Source organism: Oceanobacillus sojae (assembly GCF_900162665.1).
Lineage (GTDB): Bacteria > Bacillota > Bacilli > Bacillales > Amphibacillaceae > Oceanobacillus > Oceanobacillus sojae_A.
Genome location: NZ_LT727812.1, coordinates 992,733 through 1,010,303 on the forward strand (window position 1 = coordinate 992,733; position 17,571 = coordinate 1,010,303).

The window sequence follows — 17,571 nt, forward strand, 5'->3', positions numbered from 1 at the left end:
ATTCTTACGCGGTACCACCCCGGTTTCATGATAAAACAATATTATCATGCACTTATCCAGATACAGACAAATCTGTCTTATATCCTTCCCGTGTAACGGAGGGGTTCCGTCCTTAATTACTGTAGCAAATTCATTTCACTAAGGCTGCTCTAAGGTGAGTTCCCTGCTTTCCTGCTGTTGCTTCTCATCAGCCAGCAACTTTCTGAAAACATTTCGGCAAGTACTATTCCTTATCTTCGCATTGCAATTTTTTATATTTTCACCATCTTATCAGATTTATCAGAGAATTGGAAGGGTAAATTTAAAAATATTTTTTGCTGCTTGTAATTTCGAGGTAAACTTTATTTATTTTTTACCCTTTCTAATTTCCTTCTCAATATTTCGCAATGCTTTTTTAGACCCCCGCTCCAAATCATGCTGCATTTTTCTGGAACTGTAATCCTCGAATAAAGAGTCTAAATCATAGCCTGCCGGATATAAATCCTTTCCTTTGACCTCCAGAGAAACCCGTTTTACATTTACCTCCATCAGCTCTTTATTGTAAAATACGGTCACATTTTTATTCGAATCCATTTCTTTATAGATAATCCCAAAATCATCATATTCCAATAACTTCACGCGGTCCCCTTTTTCATATCCGGTAAATATGTCTGATTTCTGCTTAACAGATTTTGGTTTCCTAATTTTACGATTATCGATCCGCTCTAAATCATATTCTTTATTGTTCATATACCCCTTCGCTCTTCGAAGGACCTGCTCTTTCATATTCATTTTTTGGGAGATCCATAAAGCATTACTTTCGCCAGACCTCCCCAATATCAATTTATACAGCGGCTCCAATGTTTCACTATTAAACTGCATCGCAGCATTCATGAAATCTGGATGCATTTCTGAAAAACGTTTAATTTCTCCATAATGCGTTGTTGCTACAGTAATGCAGCCCGTATGATAAAATTCTTCCAAAATAGAAATAGCAAGAGCCGCGCCCTCATTAGGCTCTGTTCCGCTCCCAAGCTCATCAAAGAGTAATAAAGAATGACTATTAACATGCTGCAAAATACTTGCAATATTTTGCATGTGAGAGGAAAAAGTACTTAACGCATTTTCGATACTCTGATTATCGCCAATGTCCACAAATATATTTTCAAATAAGCTGATTTCAGTTTCTTTATTGGCAGTAATATGAAATCCCGACATCACGGATAATGTTAAAAGCCCAATTGTTTTTAACACAACGGTCTTTCCACCTGCGTTAGGCCCGGTAATAATCAGGCTTCTGAAATCCTCTCCTATCTCAAAATTTAATGGGACCGCTTCACCTGGTAACAGTGGATGCTTACAATTAACCAGTTTAATAAAACCATGATCATTCAATTTTGGCTCTATTCCTTCCATCTGTTTACTGAATTTAGCTTTGGCAAACACCATATCATATTGACCAATTAATTCCATATTTATTTTTAATTCGCTGATATTTTCTAAAATCATACCGGATAAGGTTGCTAAAATCTGATATTCCTCCATCTGCTCCTCTGCTTTCAGTACTGCCAGTTCATTATTTAATTTGCTGACTGCAGCAGGTTCAATAAAAACGGTTGATCCTTTAGACGAAGTATCTACAATTACTCCATCAATATGGTGCTTATAAGCAGCTTTAATTGGAATTGTATATCGATCATCCTTTTTACTGATAAAAGCCTCTTGAATATATTTTTTATTTGCACTGCTTTTCAAAAATCGATTTAAACGCTCTTCCATCCTTGACTCCACAGCATGTAAATTATTTCGAATTCTTTTTAACTCTTTACTTGCCGCTGAATCAATTCGATTTCCTTTGATTGAAAAGTCAATCTCTTCTTCCACGCTTTGAAAGGTGGTCATTGAATTAGCATAAGAAGCTATAACAGGTGCAATAAATTCTTTATCGAGCATATAATTTTTTATTTTCCGGCAGCCCCGGAGAAAATCGGATACATTTACTAAATCATCCGGCTGTAAGATGATTCCTTTTTCAAGATTTTGCATGATGTTCTCAATGTTGGAAACACCCAGGAAGGGAACACGGCTATTTGTATTTAGTACTGCCACCGCTTCGGTCGTTTCATTTAAACGGCTTTTCACAATATTAATATTAGAGCTGGGTTTTAATTTATCCATTAACTGCTTTCCCAGCCCGCTGATACAATATGATCTGATAATTTGTTTTAATTCGTTATATTGTAATTTTTCATAGGTTATCTCATTCATTTTTTTGTTCTCCTTTATGATAGTCGTTGAAGTAACCACATTGCTCTCCCGCTCAAAAGGAAGATGATGAATGAAAATACCTGCTCATTAGATTTCAATGTGCATCTTCTAATCCATTTCGAATATGAATTTTCGCAAATAAAAAAAGCCGCAGGGATACCGCAGCTTTTTGATCATAATAATTCATCTGTCATGTACATCTACTAAAGAATAGCAGACAAAACAGCTGGACAAGATTATTATGATGAGGTGCTTATAAGTTCAGCAGGTATCTTCATAGGTAGAAATAAATACATCACAAATAAAAGGTCCATTAAACCTAATTATCTCCATATTTATTTCGTTTTAAATTATCCTATATAGAATCTGCGACAATACTCACACAGCACACTCCTTATTTAAATGTCATTGAAATCTAATCTATGTACAACAGTATACAACAGGATAGCCTGACCTGTAAACAGACTTCATCTTTAATTCTAAAAGCGTTCCCTAATAAATTGATATGTGGTAAGGAAACGCTCTAATTACATTTTTTTAAAGAATAATTCACTGAAGATAACTATTTAATGGAAATGGAGATAACATCCCCGTTATTTGATTCCACTTCAATAATGGAACCTTCTATTTCATTATCAATGGCATGAATAACTACATTCATATCAATTTCACTGCTATAGTTTACGGAAGCAGGAATTTTATCCATTAAATTACTCCCTAATTTAAGCATTGTCTTCACCATTTTAATAGGAATTTTCACATGGACGTCTTCTCTTGAAGCTGATTCAATATCAATCCGGAGGCTTTTTTTCAAATAATTGGCTGTGTTATTTGGCTTAGACTCTGTTTTTAGCGCTTCAATTAATTGACTTGCTTCATCCACATCTAAATTACCAAGCTGAACGGACTCGATAATTTTGCGAATATCTTCTTTCATTCTTCATCCCCTCTTTTCTTTTTTAATAATTCAATTGCTTCATCAATATTGATTTCTCCATTTTCAAACATCGTTACTACTTGAGATTTGTTTTGAGCCTCTGCTTTTTCCTGTTTCTTATGTCCGAGCTGCGCAATAATGTCATTTAATTTACCTCGGACAGTAGGATAGGAAATTCCCAGCTCCTTTTCAACCTCTTTGATGTTTCCTCTGCTTAGAAGAAACACTTCAATAAAATGCAGCTGTTCTTCATTCAACGTGGAAAAATTCGAGAATTCGAAGTGGTTTTCTATGGTAGTGTGGCAATTCGAGCATTCCAGCCGGGTTGCATGCAATGTGTGGTTACAGGTTGGGCAAGTTTGAATCATTGGATAAGGCATATGCTATTCTCCTTTCTATAGTTAAAAGAATAGCACATTATATTAATATAATCAATCATAAAAATTAAATATATTAACTTCCATTTTAAAATAATTAATTTATAACTTCTTTTTTATTCACATCATCAAAGTATTCTATACTTATTTTCACAATTCAATTTCACTCCCTAAATACCTTTTCCAGGACTCCCTCAATAAACGCTGTTTTCCCTGATGTATACTCCACCCTGCTTGAAGCTCTTTTAGCTAAGCTTCTTTTTATTTGTTCATATTCTTTAATTGCTTCAGGATGCTCTCTAAGATAATCACGAAAAGCTAAATGTCTGGCTAATTCTTTACTGTCTTTTGGACAAACATACAGATGATGCTCCATCCAGCTTCTTTTATCATTCTCCCAGGGTACAAAGCTGTCTTTCCTTCCAAAAGCTTCTCTTTTTTCAATTCCTTTATCACCTTCATGAAAATAGCCCAGCTCTTGCAGACGAGCTGTAACCTCAGATAAATCCTGATACTCATTAATAATCATATCAATATCTAAAATAGGCTTTGCAGAAAGTCCTTTTACAGACGTACTCCCCACATGTTCAATCGCTAATACAATATCTTCCGTTTGTTGATACAATATTCTTTTCAACTCTAAGAAACTTTCTTTCCATTCCGGACGGTAAACAACAATTTCTATCTTTTTTTCCAAAATAATCCCCCTGTTTTCATTAATTCTATTTATTCACTATATCACCTTCTGTACAAACAATAGTAATTTTTCTAATCACTGAAATTTTATAACCAGTCATTCGACAGCTAAATAAAAATAGTAATCTTATGTTTTGGAAATACCTTATAGGGGTATAATATTTATAAGAGAAAGGAGTAGATTAAAATGCACGAACATCAAAATCACCACGATGAGCATCATCAAGAGGATCATAGTTCTCATTCTCATCAGTACCATCATGAACATATGATTGCTGATTTTAAAAAGCGGTTCTACATTTCACTTATATTAGCTCTGCCGATTATTCTGCTTTCAGATATGATCCAGTCTTTCTTTAACTACTCACTATCTTTTGCAGGTGATCACTGGATAGAGCTCATACTGGCATCCATTATTTTCTTTTATGGCGGCTGGCCATTCCTGACAGGTGCCATTGATGAATTAAAACAAAAATCTCCCGGGATGATGACTTTAATTGGCTTTGCGATTACTGTAGCTTATGTTTACAGTGCGGCTACTGTCTTCGGGCTTGCAGGTCATGATTTATTTTGGGAATTGGCAACCCTGATTGCTATTATGCTGCTGGGCCATTGGGTGGAAATGAAATCTGTGAGCAAAGCTTCTGATTCCATGGAGTCTTTAGTGGAGCTGATGCCTCAGGAGGCAACAAAAATAGATCAAGAAGGCAACACGGAGGTTATTCAGGCTTCCGCGCTAAAAAAAGGTGACCATGTACTGATTAAACCCGGTGAAAAAATACCGGCTGACGGTATCATCATTGACGGGAAATCCTCGGTAGATGAATCCATGCTGACCGGAGAATCTGTCCCTGTTGAAAAACAGCTAAAAGATGAAGCAATCGGCGGTTCTATCAACACTTCCGGTTCACTAACTATTGAGGTTTCCAAAACAAATGATGAAGGCTATCTCTCCCAGGTTGTTCAGCTCGTCAAAGAGGCTCAGGAAAGTAAGTCAAAAACACAGAAACTTTCCGACCGTGCGGCTAAGCTGCTGTTCTATGTTGCTGTAGCTGCTGGAATCCTTACATTTATTATTTGGATTTCGCTTGGTTATGGCATAGAAGAAGCGATGACACGCATGGTCACCGTCTTAGTTATTTCTTGTCCGCACGCACTGGGATTGGCAATTCCATTAGTAGTTGCACGCTCCACTTATTTATCAGCACAAAACGGTTTATTTATCCGAAATCGGACCGGCTTTGAAGATGCAAGAAAAATAGATACGGTTGTGTTTGATAAAACTGGAACGTTAACCAAAGGAGCGTTTGCTGTAACGGACATTATTCCAAACGGTAGCACGACAGAAAATGAGCTCCTACAAAAAGCAGCTTCCATTGAATCTCAGTCTGAGCATCCTATTGCTGCAGGAATTGTTGCTTCTGCCAAGCAACAGAATATAAGCTTAACGGTTCCTGAAACCTTTGATTCGATTACAGGCGCCGGTGTAAAAGCTAAACTGGAAAATGCCTGGCTTTTAGCCGTAAGTCCCGGATATATGAATAAAAACAGCATTCCTTATGACAAGGATGCCTTTAACGAGTTATCTGAAGCGGGAAAAACGGTTATTTTTGTTCTCGAGGAAGATCAATTCATTGGCATGATAGCACTTGCTGATCAGGTCAAAGATTCTTCTAAAGAAGCCGTCCGCCGTTTACATGAGCTTGGCATTGAGGCACAAATGCTGACCGGTGATAACCAGACTGTTGCTAACGGCGTTGCCAAAGAAATTGGTATTGATCATGTTATTGCTGAGGTGCTTCCTGATCAAAAAGCGGATCAGATTAAACAGCTGCAGGCAAATAAGAAGCGAACAGCAATGACTGGTGATGGTATCAATGACTCTCCAGCTTTGGCTACCGCTGATTTAGGCGTTGCAGTCGGTGCCGGTACAGATGTTGCGATGGAAACAGCAGACATCGTATTGGTCAATAGTAATCCAGTAGACGTCGTTTCCATTATTGAGCTTTCCCGTTTAACCTACCGTAAAATGATTCAAAATCTCTGGTGGGCAGCAGGCTATAATATTATTGCTATTCCACTGGCGGCAGGAATTTTAGCCCCTTGGGGTATTGTTCTGGACCCGGCAGTTGGTGCAGTACTGATGTCACTCAGTACGGTTATCGTGGCATTTAATGCCAGATTGTTGAAAAGTAACTAATTCTAAATACGGTTTCTATCTTTTATCCCGCCTGAATACCGATTATAGTAAAAACTTCATTGAATCGCTTATAGATTTCCAAATATCGGGTAAATTAATCCGGACACAAACAACGGAGGGATAAAATGAAGCGAAATACGTTTTGTATCATTATTTTTGGAACCTGTCTGCTATTATTGTTAGCAGCATGTGGAAACAGTCCGGAAAATAAAAATGGCGAAGAAAATCCAGGTATAAAAACACAGGAAAAAACAGATGCTTCTGCACATGAAGGGCATCATAAGTCCGGTTCCGGAGAAGTTCCTGAAAACCTGAAGGAAGCTGAAAATCCAACCTATAAAATCGGGAGTCAGGCCATCATCGAAGCTGACCATATGGAGGGCATGAAAGGAGCTGAAGCAACGATTACAGGTGCTTATGATACAACATCCTATACGGTAACATATAAACCAACTACCGGTGGTGAAGAAGTAAAAAATCATAAATGGGTTATTCAGGAAGAAATTGAAAATGCCGGCGCTGCCCCTTTAGAGCCAGGCACAGAGGTTGTATTACTCGCTGATCATATGGAGGGTATGAAGGGAGCAACAGCAACGATTGATTCAGCGGAAAAGACTACTGTTTATATGGTTGACTTTGTCCCTACAACCGGCGGAGAAGAGGTAAAAAATCATAAATGGGTAACAGAAAGTGAGTTATCTCCTGTTGATTAATCATTCTGGTCATAAGAAAACGCAAATCAGGTGAAATGTCTGATTTGCGTTTTTATATAGTTATAGCTATTATGCATCAGGATTTATTTTATACTCCAACCCTTTCAGATACTCCGCTTCTTTAATTTCATCCGGCACCATACTTCCTCCGGTAGCCCAGATTAAGTGCGTATCTTCTTCTGTTACTTTTGGGTAATTTTGAACAACATATGAGGGCCCCATTAATCCCGTAACTGCAGATGGCTCAAGATGGATGTTTTCTGCATCCACCATTTCTGCAATTAAACGGAACATTTGCTCATCACTGACTGTATAGATTCCTTCTATCAGCGGTTCCATCACTTTTCCAACAAAACCGGATGGCCTTCCGACAGCCAGTCCATCAGCAGCAGTCCGATTATCTAAACCAAAATCACTTACGGAAATCTCATTATGCATTCCCGTCATCATTCCAATAAGCATACAAGGAGAATGTGTCGGTTCTGCAAAATAACATTTTACAGCATCACCAAAGATAGCTTTCAAACCAAAGGCAACACCGCCCGGACCTCCACCGACACCACATGGCAAGTAAACATGCAGCGGTTTCTCCGGACTTACTCGAATTTCCTGTTCTTCTAATTGCTTTTTCAAACGAATAGCTGCCACTGTATATCCCAGGAACAAGTCCTTTGAATTTTCATCATCAATAAAATAGCTTTTCGGATCATTTTCCGCTTCTTTTCTTCCCTCTTCCACAGCCTTGCTGTAATCTGATGGGTGCTCAACAACTTGAACGCCCCGTTCTCTTAATAAATCCTTTTTCCATTGCTTTGCATCTGCAGACATATGAACCACCACACGGAATCCAAGCTGAGCACTAATTACTCCAATACTTAGTCCCAAATTCCCTGTTGAACCCACAAGAATCGTATATTGCGAGAAAAATTCCCGATATTTATCTTCCGCAATTTTACTGTAACCATCCTTTTCCGATAATAGGTTATGCTCCAACAGCAATGTCTCCGCATATTTCAGTACTTCATAAATACCGCCTCTTGCTTTGATCGAACCGGAAATAGGTAAATGACTGTCCAGCTTGATGTATATAGCACCGGGAATCCTTTGTCCTGTAATCGTTTCCATTCTTTCTTTAATCTGATTCCCTTTTTTCAGTGGAGATTCAATAATTCCTCCTGTTTTTTCCGTCTCAGGATAAGCTTTGACAATAAATGGAGCAAAGCGTTTTAAACGTTCCTCCGCATCTTGTATATCTTTTAATTGAAGCGGCTGCCCCTGGAAAGCTGTTTTGTTATCCTTCACATACGGATTACTCCAATAAAACGGTGTATAATTTATGACAGGACCCAGGTCCGGAAACTCACTGATCCATTTCTCCATCGTTTTCCCCTTTACGGTTACCATTATTCTGTCACCTCTTCTTAAAAAATGTTCTGCTATCTACGATTATAACACTCTCCTACTGAAACAAATAACTTCATGATGGGTGTTCTATCATGTATTTTCTCTGCTTAGCCAGTTTTCTTTGGTTAATTTCATATTGATAGAGTCAATCCACCTTCCTTCAAATTTCAGCTCATTTTCATCGATACTATTCCTCACAAATCCGACTTTTTCATAAACATGCCGGGCTCTTGGATTGAAATCCAAAACACTTAGAGTCAATTGGTGAAGTGTTGTGTTTTTAAATACATAATCAATGATAAGCAGTGTTGCTTCTGTTCCTAAACCGCGATTCCTTCCCTTTGGCCCCATAAGAATCCGGAAATTCATACTATGATTTGTTTCATCGTATAAATTGATTACTGCTTCCCCTACTAAGATACCTTGTGATTGATCAACAACGGCAAGATCCAAGCGGTCAGTTTGTGTATGCCTTGTACGGTACCAATCAAGAATGATGTCCGCTTCCTCCTCAAAATCAAAATCCATATCACTTCCAGTCAGCTTTAACACTTCATAATCTGTTAAGCATTCTTTTATATAAGGAAAATCTTCTTCTTTAAAAGGTCTAAGTATAACTTTTTCACCTTCCAATACAGGTTTATGGCTTAAATCTATCATTCTGGTTCCCCTCTCCCTTTTTAATTAAGATACACGTATATGCTTCGAATTTTCAATTAATCGGATTTACAAAATCATTAGCGGTAGAATATGCAGCTAAAAATATTCGTGTGAATGCCATGCAATTAGGGTATGCCCGCACACCAATGGCTAAGAGTATTGCAAAAACTTCCAACCCTGATGATCCGGAATCCGTGCTTACAGAGATGGCAGCGGCTATTCCGATGCGCAGGCTTGGATTACCTAAGGAAGTTGGCGAGCTTGCAGCATTTTTAGGAAGTGATGAATCCAGCTATATGACTGGCGGCCAGTATGTTATTGATGGTGGAAGCACGCTGCCTGAATCTGTTTCGGTAGGAGTTGAATAAAGAATAATTTAAAAAAAGCACCTTGTTATCTGCTTGCTTAACAAGGTGCTTCACTTATTTCTTAAACGCTTTATAAATAAAGTAACCAATAATGCCGATCACTGCATAAACAGCAAAAAAGACAATAAATCCCCATAAACCCATAACCGCATCTGCAAATTCCATATTTCCCCGTTGTGTATAGGCCTGCTGAATCTCAACTGCAAACACAAGGACAATCATCACGGTAAATGTATAGAGAAAAGCTAAAATAGCAATACTCCACTTTATTTTTGATAGAATTTTAAATACAACATAGACAATAAAGAATGTTACAATACCCAAAATTCCAAAAATCCAGAAATGCAATTCTTTATCTGTCATACCAGCTCCGAATGTACCGGCAATTGCATCATGAATATCATTGATTAAATCTACTATTAACATAATTGCTTCTCTCATAGCAGGCTCCCCTCCGTCAAAAAGCTTGATAAGAATAGCCTACACGAAAATTAAAAATAATTCCTTTCTTATCTCTTCAGATTGATGGTAACTTACAATATTCAAATAATCCAAAGGGTCTTATTTTCCTTCAAACTCCAGGGTTTACATCACTATATTTTTTATACATATAATTCTTATTCTCCAGTCACCTTAAAGAACGTACGAATCGCAGGGATTCCAGTTCCCGGATGATCATCACGATACGTTAATTGCGGTTTTCTATAAATATCAGGTATCGGGTCCTGCCCCTGATAAATGGATGGATAGATGTCTATTATATGATAACCCGGTTCACCAGACGCAGTCAGTGGTAATTTAATCGTACCCTGACTGTTGAATCCGCAAATATACCCGATATAGGCATTATCATAGGTCACTCCGAGTGCATTATCAAATTCTGTCCAGCCGGCGCCTTTAATTTCAACGGTTATCGGTGTTCCAGCCGGTCCTTCTTCCGGTTCAATAGAGACAATAGATGGAAGTATCCGCAAGTATGCCTGTCCATATACTTCATCATCTGCTTTTACTTCAATGAGATGCGGTAAGCCTCCGAGATCATCCGGAATGGGAAATTCATGCGTGAACGATCCGTCTTCATCTGTCATAACTGTATCAAGCTCTATGGTTTCAGGCGCGAATCCCTCTGTAGAGACACGGTTTCCAACCATTGTATGCCAATCTAATGTCATTTCTTGATTTTCAGGCAGTCCTTCTCCGCTCAGCGTCACCATTTCATCTACTGTCCCCATATCCTTATCCAGAGAGAGGGTTACACCTTCTTTATTCTCTGGTTCAGGCATCTGAATACCCCCATCAGCAGGCTCAGGAGGGTCTTCCACATAAGCCATATCCGTATCTGTATCCGGTTCCTCATCCGTTACTGTAAAATCAAAGAAGTGTGTATCAATATAGTTAATCGCCGATGAATCTCTGCTTAAATATGGTGCACCGCTGGCTCCGCTTTCTATCGTAATGGTGTGTATACCAGGGGATCCCGCAGCTCGTACAACAGCTTCCGCCTTTCCATTTGTAGAAATAGCTGTAATCATACCCGAATAGGCATTATCATAATTCATATGCCATATACTGCCATACATTTTCGAGCTTAACCCTTCACCTTCTATCGTAATCTCTGTGCCGGGTGGTCCTGAATCAGGAGACATGGTAAATACCGTTTCCACAAAGAAATTTGCTTTTGCAATTGTATTGCCGTCCTGCTGAATTAAAATATCATGGTCATCCCCAAAGCCATCAGGGATGGTAATACTCCCGTCCCATTCTCCATTTTCATCAGCAGTACCTTCACCGGCTTCTATTTCAATCTCGTCATACATCGTACCGATGAAAGAATAATTATTTTCAATTTCATATCTGCCTTCCATATCAACATAAATCACTCGAAGGGCCTCATCTGGCTCAAGTCCCTCAGCCGTTAATTGGATTTCATCGCCGATTCTGCCTTCTGTCTTATCCAATGACAGTTTCCCAGTCAATGTACTTTCCTTTTCAGACTCCTCCTCAGAAGAATTTTCTTCTGAGGCTTCTTCACTTGAATCAGAGTCTGAATCAGCCTGACTTTCAGATGCAGAGCAGGCAGCTAATCCAAAGATGGTTAAAAACAGGATAAATATAAGACAGGATTTCCACTTATTCATCCGAATCCTGTCCTTCTGCAGACTCAATAATAGTCAGTTTAGAAGGTTCTACGTCAAACGGCTCATACGTATACTCTTCTCCATCTACTGTTGCTATAATCTCATAGTTCAATGTACCCGTAGTAAAATCTGCTGGAATCTCCCATGGAACCGTATAAAGCAGCGTTTCTTCCTGGCCATGCGGGCCTAACTCCATTTCAAATTCTTCCCCAGTTTCTAGTACAACTTTTACATCTGCATCTTCAATCAATTCTCCAGTATTTTCATCACTAACAGAAGCACGGAACAGCATTCTCCACCCCTGTTCAAATCTGCTGTTGACGATACAAACAGCATCTTCTACAGTATGTGAATTAATAGTATCCCCTTTTACAACAACATTTGCTGGTGTCTCCTGTTCCGTTGAATTTGCTTCACTCTCTTCCCCATTTCCTCTACAAGCAGCAAGAAGAATAAGTACCATAAATAAAAGCACAAATAACGTCAAACCTCTGTTTTTCCTAATAAACATTTCTTCACTCCCCCTTTAGTTAAATAGTAATAGTATGTCTGTCTCAATTATCATATAAATAGAAAGCGATTACAATAGTAAAAGTTAAAATAACTGAATTTTTTATTTTTTTACGCAAAATAAGAAAAGGAATTAATAATGCTCCTTTTATTACTAATATAATATGATGACCTTCGAATTAGAACTTCCATGGAGGGAGAATATTTATATAAAAGGAATCCCTTCATTTAACTAAAAAATAGAAATCCCTGCTTTTTACAGTATTTCATCGATTAATGCTATACAGCTTAATCCTTAACATATAATCATAACTTTTTACATCATCTTCTAATTTCAGACGTTTATTATTTGATGAGATAGGGTATTAGTAATATTAGTGATATTTTTGTTATTTCAATTTAAAACTGTTTGATAAACACAGTAAAAATCATTCTAGGAGGGAAACAAATGAGTACATTTAGAAAAGCGCATTCAGAGAAATCCAGAGAACATATGATAGAACTACTTAATCAGCAGGTAACCGACTTAACTGACCTTTTTATCCAGACAAAGCTGGCACATTGGAACGTTCGCGGTCCACACTTCATTGCCTATCATGAATTTTTCGATGATTTGGCCGGAGAAATTCCGGAATTAATTGACTCTCTTGCGGAGCAGGCTGCTAGCTTAGGCGGATCAGCTGGAAAACCGGTACAATTTATCGCATCCGAAACAAGACTTCCTGCCTGGGAGCTTCAAAATACAAAAGATATACTTGTACTTGAGAATCTGACAGAACGCTGGGCAATTGTAGCAAACAATATGCGTGATTCAGTTGAAGTTTCTGCTGATGAGGATCCAGACACATCTGATTTATTTACTGAGGTATCCCGGAAGCTGGACAAAAATCTGTGGTTCTTGGAATCTCATTTGACAGATGGCAGCTCTGAATAATCAGGAAAAAAACAAGGACCTGCCAAGTTGATATGATCCCCCTATAGTAGACAGTAAAAAGAAAGCACGTTAATCTGTCTACTATAGGGGGATTTTTTGTGGGGAAGAAACGAAAAACTTATAATATTGACTTTAAGAAGAAAGTTGTTAACCTTCATCTCAAAGATGGGATGGGTTATAACACAATAGCTAGAGAAATGAACATTGATAAAAATCAAGTAAGAAGATGGGTAAACCATTTTAATAATGAGGGAACAAAAGGACTTGAGGAAAAACGAGGTAGAGCAGGAGGAGTTGGTCAAGGCAGACCAAGAACTCGTCCTGAAAATCCCGATGAAAAGATCAAACGCTTAGAAGCAGAGAATGAAATGCTAAAAAAGTTTTTAAAGATGTGAAAGGAGGAATGGATGAAGTACCAACATCAAAAAAGTATGAAGTGATCAGAGAAATGTCTAAGGGAACCTATTCGATACAGTTGTTGTGCGAACTAGCTAAGGTATCGAAAAGTGGCTACTACAAATGGATAAAGCGGCAGGAAACACCTAGTGAAAAGCAACTGGAGGACGAAGAAATCAAGAAGAAAATTATGGAATGCCATAAGAAATATAAGGGAATTTACGGATATCGACGAATCCAGATATGGCTAAGGAAGATTTACGGTCTTCTTATCAACCACAAGCGTGTGCAGCGACTTATGAGGGAAATGACTATACAGGCAGTTATCCGAAAGAAAAAGCCGTACTATGGAAAGAAAGAAGCTTATGTCATCTCAGACAACCATTTAAACAGGGATTTTGTGGCCTCCAAGCCAAATGAAAAGTGGGTAACAGATATCACTTACTTGATTTTTAACGGACAAAAACTATACCTGTCTGCTATCAAAGACTTATATAACAGTGAAATTGTTGCCTACCATGTAAGCCGAAGGAATGATCTGAAACTGGTGATGGATACCTTGAAAAAGGCGAAGAAAAAAAGGAATGTAAAAGGAGTCCTTCTGCACAGTGATCAAGGATTCCAGTATACATCCCGTCAATATAACAACTTACTTAAAAAATATCAGATGAAAGCAAGTATGTCCAGGAAGGGAAATTGTTGGGACAATGCCTGTATGGAGAATTTCTTTAGCCACTTCAAAAGTGAGTGTTTCAACTTATATTCATTCAGAACAGGTGAAGAAGTACGGAATGCTGTAAATAAATATATTAGATTCTACAATCATCAACGATTCCAGAAGAAATTAAATAACCTGAGCCCCTATCATTTCAGGACTCAGGTTGCATAAATGTGCTTTTTATTCTTGTCTACTTGACAGGGGTCAGTTCAAGTCGCAGGTCCTTGTTTTTTTTAATGTTTTTGAACACGTACTAATAACGGATTATTTTACACAACACTACAATTTACTTAATTCATCCAGCATTGCCCGCCGATTTTTATAAAGAGATTGCCATTCCCTCACAATCTCCTCTACTTTTTGTTCTCCTTCTGGATATTTTTTTCATGGTTCTTAATATAGAAACAATCTCCCGGTACCGTTTCCGATCAGAAGTACGGCTTGCCATATCTCTTACAATTGCTTCATATTTACTAAGAAGCTCCTGAGGATACAGCTTTTTTAATTTATTTTCATAGGCTCGCAGTGTATAAAGATCTGGAGAATCTAACACAGCCTGCAGCAAGCGGTCATATAACCTTTCAGATTCATACAATCTGGCAGCTTGCTCATTGTTAGAAAGCTTGTTAAAAATGATTTCTCTTTGTTTCTTCCACTCTTCCTCCGGGTAAAGTATTTTAAGTTCATTAAAAATATCCAAATTACCCTTTTGATATTGCAGCATTAAAGACCATAATTCTTTTTCATAGGCCGATTTGTTTCCTGTCTGTTTATGGATATTTTTTAATTACAAACTGTAATCTCTTACAAGTCCACGTAAATCCTTATCAACCTGTTTCCCTTCCTCAAGCAGGTGTATCGCTTTATCATATGCTTTCCTGTTCATACAACGCTCAATATAGTATTTCCTAACTTGATCAAATTCCAGATGTTCTTCACAAAATGCATCGATTGCAGTTTCCGCTGCATTTTGTTCCTCCACCACTGTTATATGTCTAACAGCTCATTTTCCAACAGAATACCCTCTTGACGAGGAGTCTTCTTTTTGTTTAAATTTACGCACCTGTTTATCGGAAAATAGCAGTTTTTCAGCAAGAAACACATCTTCTTTAAAATTCCCGAATAGCATTTCTTCCAGATAATCCTCCATATAATCAATCACAGAGCCATTTAAATTCCCCATAAATCACCGGAACATCTTTTCCTCTAACTGCGCATCACTATGCTCCAATATTTCCTGCCAGATTTCCATACACAGCTGGCTAACCATTCCAATCTCACCGCTCGAATCGTCTATATCTGTACTCCCTATCTCGATAAATATATCATTCGTTAACTCAAACGCTTCCTGATACTTCTCATTTTCTATTATGCTTCGTATATCATTATCAAGAAAGTCTTCTAATTCTGACGCAAAAGGTCCTGCACTATAATAGTCAATAAATCCATGTACTCCTTCATATCTATCAAAAATCCCGTTTATCTGATTCTTATACCGCTTCATATCTTCTGGAGAAAACGTACAATTCAAAGCAGCTTTAAAACGGCTTAACAGCTTTTCATCATCTGCCAGAATATTTATTAAAAAATCCTGAACAACGCTCTCATCCGCTTCTTTCACCAAATTGACAAGGTTCTCTTTCTCCTTATTTACATGCTCCTTTTCGATAGGCTCCGAATGGTCCATACAGTATAAAAAATGCCTTCTTGAATAGATATATCCCGTACAAGCTCGTGATGATAATAATCTAATCCTCTTTCTAGGATTTGTCCCCTAAATAACTGTTGCCAATTCATGACCCTCACTTCCATGTAGTCTTTTTTGTTTATTCCCTACTGTTTCTCCATACCTTATTACAAAAAGCTTTAGCAATCTCCATATTCTCAATAGATTCTTATCGCATTCCGTACCTCTTTTGCCTGATATAGAGCAAGATCTGCACAGCCAAACCATTCTGACATTTCCATTTCGTCTATATATACCGCCATTCCAATACTTGTTGTCAGATTCAAATCAGGAAGCTTTTTGATATCTACTTTATTTAACTGTTCTTGTATCCTCCGGCAAATTTCTTCTGCCTCTGCTATCCCGATATCTTGAAAAATCAGACAGAATTCATCCCCGCCGTAACGATAAGTCGTATACTTTTCACTATTATCTTTTAACACTTTTGAAAACTGAATAATACATTCATCTCCGCTATAATGTCCCCATGTATCATTGATTTTTTTGAAATTATCAATATCCACGATAGCCAGAATATACTTTTCACCAGCAGCACCTTCTATTTTCTTTAAACTGCGAAGAAAAGCCGCCCGATTATTGACGCCTGTCATTTCATCTATTTCCAGCTTTTTCTCTAAACGGAATCTTTCTAATTCCAGCTGAATACTGGCCAGATTTTTCTTTCTCTGGTAGTGAATAAAAACCATACAGATAAAAGAAAAAGCCAGTAGAATAAATAAGCCAACTAAAAAATCTCCTAATCTTAATGCACTGTTAAAAATAATACTTTTCTCCGAATCCCAAACAATAAATATTTCTGATACAGCAAAACCAATAATACTGGCTGCTGTTGCCACTGCGGTCACCTTATAGCATGTATAAGCAGCAGTCAGCATAATAGCAATTGCAAAAATAAAATAACTTGATACAAATATCGTATGTACTGTAAACAAAACAAAAGCTACAGCAACTAAAAGAAGAGATATCGTATACATCTTCAACTGATGTGAAATACGCTGTGAGCGCATCACAACCGCAGCGATACCAATGCATAGTAAATTCATACCGCTGGGCACTGCAATATATCTCCAAATATAGACAGGAACTGTGGTACTTAATAAGTCTGTCTGGACAATCATGATACTGAGGAGACATTCTATCATAAAAGCAAAGACGACCAGCCATATAGATAATTTATAATGAAATCGGAGCCAGCCCTCATCTATCTTTGCATATTCCTTTACAATTTCATCAATATTAGTGGCTTTTCTTTCTTCCGGGTTTAATATCATTTTATTCCGTATCATATTTTCCCTCACACTCTATTTATCTTTTTCTGTTATGAAACAGACATCTCTTACCTACATATATTTCATTAGTATAAATTTATCCTGCTCTATTTCGCTTTTTGAAGTAATAAAAGCCTGTTAAATGCCTTTTTCCTTCAACAAGAAAAGTCAAACACAACCGTTCATTTATTTAACTGAATTTCTACCTTCCTAAGAAATATATTAGCATACAAAACGTACCTGAGTACTGCTTTATAT

20 protein-coding genes and 1 other annotated feature (1 of these 21 cut by a window edge) are annotated in these 17,571 nt (G+C 37.7%); of the genes, 6 read left to right on the plus strand and 14 right to left on the minus strand.

All coding sequences use genetic code 11. The features are described 5' to 3' along the window. Window positions 1-246: a binding site (T-box leader), on the minus strand; it reaches 18 nt to the left of the window's first position. A gap of 99 nt (window positions 247-345) precedes the next feature. From BN1068_RS15730 to BN1068_RS15745, 4 genes are all read right to left on the minus strand, one after another. Next, entirely contained in the window at window positions 346-2,247 is a 1,902-nt protein-coding gene (locus BN1068_RS15730) for an endonuclease MutS2 (protein WP_077603771.1), read from the minus strand. A 562-nt stretch (window positions 2,248-2,809) separates the two neighbouring features. Then, a complete protein-coding gene (locus tag BN1068_RS15735; protein ID WP_077603772.1) occupies window positions 2,810-3,184 on the minus strand; it encodes a hypothetical protein in 375 nt (124 codons plus the stop codon). After that, window positions 3,181-3,564, minus strand: coding sequence for a DUF2089 domain-containing protein (locus BN1068_RS15740; protein WP_077603773.1), 384 nt, complete (start codon window positions 3,562-3,564; stop codon window positions 3,181-3,183). Before BN1068_RS15740 ends, BN1068_RS15735 begins: the two co-directional genes overlap by 4 nt. Window positions 3,565-3,724: 160 nt before the next feature. Next, on the minus strand, window positions 3,725-4,258 hold the full coding sequence (locus BN1068_RS15745) for a GrpB family protein (RefSeq protein WP_077603774.1): 534 nt from the start codon (window positions 4,256-4,258) through the stop codon (window positions 3,725-3,727). Between the two features lie 186 nt (window positions 4,259-4,444). Here BN1068_RS15745 and BN1068_RS15750 point away from each other — a divergent pair, with 186 nt between their 5' ends. After that, window positions 4,445-6,457, plus strand: coding sequence for a copper-translocating P-type ATPase (locus BN1068_RS15750; protein ID WP_077603775.1), 2,013 nt, complete (start codon window positions 4,445-4,447; stop codon window positions 6,455-6,457). A 125-nt stretch (window positions 6,458-6,582) separates the two neighbouring features. Continuing rightward, window positions 6,583-7,170 carry a YdhK family protein gene (locus tag BN1068_RS15755; RefSeq protein ID WP_077603776.1) on the plus strand — a complete coding sequence of 196 codons (588 nt, stop codon included), beginning with the start codon at window positions 6,583-6,585 and terminating at the stop codon, window positions 7,168-7,170. Window positions 7,171-7,239: 69 nt separating this feature from the next. Here the strand turns inward: BN1068_RS15755 and BN1068_RS15760 are convergent, their stop codons facing one another. Further along, window positions 7,240-8,574, minus strand: a complete 1,335-nt coding sequence (locus BN1068_RS15760; RefSeq protein WP_077603777.1) for a D-serine ammonia-lyase — start codon at window positions 8,572-8,574, stop codon at window positions 7,240-7,242. Between the two features lie 90 nt (window positions 8,575-8,664). Further along, entirely contained in the window at window positions 8,665-9,234 is a 570-nt protein-coding gene (locus BN1068_RS15765) for a GNAT family N-acetyltransferase (protein WP_077603778.1), read from the minus strand. A gap of 29 nt (window positions 9,235-9,263) precedes the next feature. On the opposite strand from BN1068_RS15765, the gene BN1068_RS15770 reads away from it, so the two are divergent. Then, window positions 9,264-9,602, plus strand: coding sequence for an SDR family oxidoreductase (locus tag BN1068_RS15770; protein ID WP_260053203.1), 339 nt, complete (start codon window positions 9,264-9,266; stop codon window positions 9,600-9,602). A 54-nt stretch (window positions 9,603-9,656) separates the two neighbouring features. Here BN1068_RS15770 and BN1068_RS15775 read toward each other — a convergent pair whose 3' ends face one another. From BN1068_RS15775 to BN1068_RS15785, 3 genes are all read right to left on the minus strand, one after another. After that, window positions 9,657-10,043 carry a hypothetical protein gene (locus BN1068_RS15775; protein ID WP_077603780.1) on the minus strand — a complete coding sequence of 129 codons (387 nt, stop codon included), beginning with the start codon at window positions 10,041-10,043 and terminating at the stop codon, window positions 9,657-9,659. Between the two features lie 176 nt (window positions 10,044-10,219). After that, window positions 10,220-11,740, minus strand: coding sequence for a hypothetical protein (locus BN1068_RS15780; protein WP_077603781.1), 1,521 nt, complete (start codon window positions 11,738-11,740; stop codon window positions 10,220-10,222). Next, on the minus strand, window positions 11,733-12,251 hold the full coding sequence (locus tag BN1068_RS15785) for a hypothetical protein (protein WP_077603782.1): 519 nt from the start codon (window positions 12,249-12,251) through the stop codon (window positions 11,733-11,735). Before BN1068_RS15785 ends, BN1068_RS15780 begins: the two co-directional genes overlap by 8 nt. 447 nt (window positions 12,252-12,698) lie before the next feature. On the opposite strand from BN1068_RS15785, the gene dps reads away from it, so the two are divergent. From dps to BN1068_RS15800, 3 genes are all read left to right on the plus strand, one after another. Next, window positions 12,699-13,184, plus strand: coding sequence for a DNA starvation/stationary phase protection protein Dps (gene dps, locus BN1068_RS15790; RefSeq protein ID WP_077603783.1), 486 nt, complete (start codon window positions 12,699-12,701; stop codon window positions 13,182-13,184). A 98-nt stretch (window positions 13,185-13,282) separates the two neighbouring features. Further along, complete coding sequence (locus BN1068_RS15795) at window positions 13,283-13,579, plus strand: helix-turn-helix domain-containing protein (RefSeq protein ID WP_077600812.1); 297 nt, start codon at window positions 13,283-13,285, stop codon at window positions 13,577-13,579. An 8-nt stretch (window positions 13,580-13,587) separates the two neighbouring features. After that, window positions 13,588-14,469, plus strand: a complete 882-nt coding sequence (locus BN1068_RS15800; RefSeq protein WP_077600811.1) for an IS3 family transposase — start codon at window positions 13,588-13,590, stop codon at window positions 14,467-14,469. Between the two features lie 148 nt (window positions 14,470-14,617). On the opposite strand, the gene BN1068_RS15805 is transcribed toward BN1068_RS15800, so the two are convergent. From BN1068_RS15805 to BN1068_RS15825, 5 genes are all read right to left on the minus strand, one after another. Continuing rightward, complete coding sequence (locus tag BN1068_RS15805) at window positions 14,618-14,998, minus strand: hypothetical protein (protein WP_139344851.1); 381 nt, start codon at window positions 14,996-14,998, stop codon at window positions 14,618-14,620. A gap of 87 nt (window positions 14,999-15,085) precedes the next feature. After that, window positions 15,086-15,283: a hypothetical protein gene (locus tag BN1068_RS15810; protein ID WP_077603785.1), complete on the minus strand. Its 198-nt coding sequence runs from the start codon at window positions 15,281-15,283 to the stop codon at window positions 15,086-15,088. Window positions 15,284-15,301: 18 nt separating this feature from the next. After that, window positions 15,302-15,481 (minus strand): hypothetical protein, encoded by a 180-nt coding sequence (locus BN1068_RS15815; RefSeq protein WP_077603786.1) that lies wholly within the window; start codon window positions 15,479-15,481, stop codon window positions 15,302-15,304. Window positions 15,482-15,484: 3 nt separating this feature from the next. After that, window positions 15,485-15,985: a hypothetical protein gene (locus BN1068_RS15820; protein WP_077603787.1), complete on the minus strand. Its 501-nt coding sequence runs from the start codon at window positions 15,983-15,985 to the stop codon at window positions 15,485-15,487. A 197-nt stretch (window positions 15,986-16,182) separates the two neighbouring features. Beyond that, window positions 16,183-17,331 (minus strand): GGDEF domain-containing protein, encoded by a 1,149-nt coding sequence (locus BN1068_RS15825; RefSeq protein WP_077603788.1) that lies wholly within the window; start codon window positions 17,329-17,331, stop codon window positions 16,183-16,185. Window positions 17,332-17,571: the final 240 nt, after the last annotated feature.